Source organism: Psychrobacter sp. UBA6291, from assembly GCF_002439405.1.
Classification (GTDB): Bacteria; Pseudomonadota; Gammaproteobacteria; order Pseudomonadales; family Moraxellaceae; genus Psychrobacter; species Psychrobacter faecalis.
Window position 1 is genome coordinate 1 of the sequence record NZ_DJUD01000023.1, and the last position, 3,199, is coordinate 3,199.

Genomic DNA, 3,199 nt, shown 5'->3' on the forward strand with positions numbered 1-3,199 from the left:
CTTATCCCGAACTGGGGTTAATGGATAAAGTTTATGCTAAAAAGTAGAAGGATTCCTCATCCTACTCATCAGTTATTAAGCCATTGCATTTCAACACTTCATAAACTATATAATGAAGAGTCATCAAGAATTGACTTCAATACTATCGAACAGTTATGTGAGTTTTTGGATGTGCAGGTGGGTGAGGAAGGGGGTTCAAAAATCAGCATAGTGCCAAATTCACTAGGTTAGGTGTCATGATGGTTTTTGAACCAAAAATAGCTAGGTTGTGGTCAGATACGTATACGCAGTTTTAGGGTAGGGCACGGTTTGGGCACCAAATGGGCACCGCAACGAAAACAAGCTTTTTGACTGAGTAGATAAGCTTAACTATATTCAAAAATATATCTCGAGAATTTCTCTACAACCCTCGAAAATTGGACAAAAAAAAGCCTCACTGTTAAGTGAGGCTTCTTAAGTATTTGGAGCGGGAAAAGAGATTCGAACTCTCGACCCCAACCTTGGCAATGTTAACTGATCGATTTTCATTGGAGTGTGTAATTCTACATTAACCTGTATATATTGATATATAAGGGCTTCGAGATGGTTAATGAATTATAGCGTTAAGGTTGGATTAAGTAAACGTATTTTTTAGTCTGAATATAGTCACCCTAATATTAGGGTCTTTTGACCACTTACCCCCTACTCGAGGGATAAGCGAAATCCACTGCAATATTAGTTATATCTTATAACCTGTTTAGTATTTTCCCTAAAAAGCAGTGAGTCTTTCGTTTTTTACCTGCCGTTTCTGATATTGAGTGCATCGAACTATTTTTAATATATAACAGTTATGCAAATATATTCCTTTCTAACTTAGTATCATATGGTTGTATACCTATCGTATTTTCTCATGGAATGTTTATCAGATCTCATCATCTATTATCATAAAAAGGTGTACTAAAAACCTCAGCAAGCCAGAAAAAGCTTTGCCATTTGATGTTTGATCGTCAGTAATACAAATGCCAAATCTGATAGTACTAGAGTTGTAAGGTTTGAAGACAATTTTTGATGTCTCTGGTTTTTTATCAGCAGGTCTATAGATATCATGGACAGTAGCTTTTATATCTTTATTACCTGCAATCATCCACGACTGTGCAGGTAAAAGTCTCACGCTAATCTGTGCAAACCTTAGAAACTCCTCTATATCTTTTACTGGAAATGAAAGATAGGCATTATCAATAGTGATTTTTTGTCTAACTATCTGTAGAAACCATAGGTAGTCCGCATGTTGTTGATCACGTAAGATCCAGACTGATTTTAGTATGACGGGTAGAAGCTCATAGTTTTCTCTACTTTTCATATTTTTTGGTTGTCGTTGATCCGTTGTTTCAATGAAGCGACATTTTCCCTGGCTAGTAGTAATCTGGGCTATTTGCTCAGCGCGCTTAGCGAATACTCGCCCATCCTCGAACTTTATAAATGAATGGTTTGCCGATAGTCTGATATCGCCACTTTGCTCTAGCAGCTGTAAGAATTTGATGAGTTGATTAATGCCATAGCGGTGAACCCTATCGTCTGCCATATTAGTAGTGAACACATCACTTTCCTTGAATCGATTAGCAGTATTAATAGTAAGGTTTACTGGAATATCTCGACTTTGGTTTAAGGTCAATTTTTTTGCCAACTTTCTAGTATCGGAGAGGAATATCTTGTCATCAACAATTGAAATGCTATTTGACTTGAGCCTATCTTTACTAATATCAGTAATATTTTTAAAGATGACGTAATCTAATTGCATTTCTGTATTGGCAATAGCGTATGTAGTCATGAGCATTGCCGAATGAATGTAATACTCAAAGCTACGATTAGGAGATATATGCCCGACTAATCCTGAAATTGCATACCATTTATCTTGAGCATCATGATTAACTCCTAACAGCCCAGTTTTTATTTTGGCAATATGTTGATCACTATAACCAGTCAATGTTTTCACAAGTTTATGGTCAGCATTCAAGATAAGAGAAAAATTGGTAATTGCTGTATGCCTAAACGCATGAAATGTATGATCTTTAGCTTCTTCGAATAAGCTCAATATTCTTCTCAGTACTACAAGAGGTTCTGTGTCATCAATTGGGTATTTGTCAAATGAGGGACTAAATATATAATCTGTTTTGTTGAGCTTATTCAGTTGTAAGTATCGATTAAAAAAATTCAGTTCCTCATCAGATAGTAATGAAAAAACAGCTACTCGGCGGATACTACCTTGAGTTTTTGTGCTACGGTAGATATTTGGACGAATAACTAAAGAGGGTTCACCAAGGGTAAATCCTTCAATATCTTCATACCTCAGTCCAAGTAACTCTTTCTTCCGCATGCCTGTACGGTATGCTAAAATAAACAACAGTTTGTACATATCTACTTCGAGAGGATCAACAACTTTTGGCATATTCAATAGAATTGCTTGATACTCTAGTGGTGAAATCCATTCACTACGTACCACTCTTTGTGTCTGGGCCTCTTTAATACTTACTTTAGGGAAGTGATAGTGTTCAACCCCTATATCATGTAACCGCTGCAGTAGCTTTGCTGAATATTGGATGTCTTTATTATCACGATAGACAGCTTTGTGCTCTAAAATCTCTTCGTAGCATTCTTCAAAATCCTCACTACTGTAAGTGTTTAGAGGCTGTCCTGATAAGAAATAAAGCCACTCATAAGCTACCGAACTTAAATAGCCCTGAATGGTCTCTTTTTTAGGGCGTGGCTTTGCGTTACATCTAGACAGCACAAACTGAATTAAAATCTTTTCAGTAATGTCACGCTCTTCATTTAACATCTTTGTTAAATGATAGTTAATATCATATTCATTATCTTTGAGTTTTTCTTTTTGTTGACGAGTATTGTAGTGACTGTCTAACTGTTTATAAATACGTTTCACGATATCTATCTTACGTACTTCCGCCAACTCAGAATACCTAACGGTATTTTTGCTGACTTTAGATAAAGGTACCTCGATTGATAAAGAGGGTTTGTTAGTTTTATACTCTTTATTTAGTAAGTTGGAAAAATCATCTGTGAGTAGACCTGTGGTTTTACGCTTGCCTTGTGCAACTCCGATTAAAGCTTGATCAACAAAGACATTGGGCATCATTTCCCAGTGATAACTCGCATAACTTAGCAACCATGGTAGAGAAGGGACTGAACCGCCCCGACTATATCG

At 36.4% G+C, this 3,199-nt stretch carries 2 protein-coding genes; one reads left to right on the forward strand and one right to left on the reverse strand.

Annotated features, from left to right (window positions below):
• The first annotated feature begins 33 nt into the window (after window positions 1-33).
• The gene (locus B3R91_RS03740) at window positions 34-231 is read left to right on the forward strand and encodes a helix-turn-helix domain-containing protein (RefSeq protein WP_414707503.1); all 198 of its coding nucleotides are present in this window, start codon (window positions 34-36) and stop codon (window positions 229-231) included.
• 670 nt (window positions 232-901) lie between these two features.
• On the opposite strand, the gene B3R91_RS03745 is transcribed toward B3R91_RS03740, so the two are convergent.
• A partial coding sequence (locus B3R91_RS03745) for a tyrosine-type recombinase/integrase (RefSeq protein ID WP_286796543.1) occupies window positions 902-3,199 on the reverse strand: 2,298 nt, incomplete at its 5' end.

Coding starts and splice junctions, on each gene's coding strand:
- B3R91_RS03740 (WP_414707503.1), top strand. CDS start 34: ATGCTAAAAAGTAGAAGGATTCCTCATCCTACTCATCAGTTATTAAGC.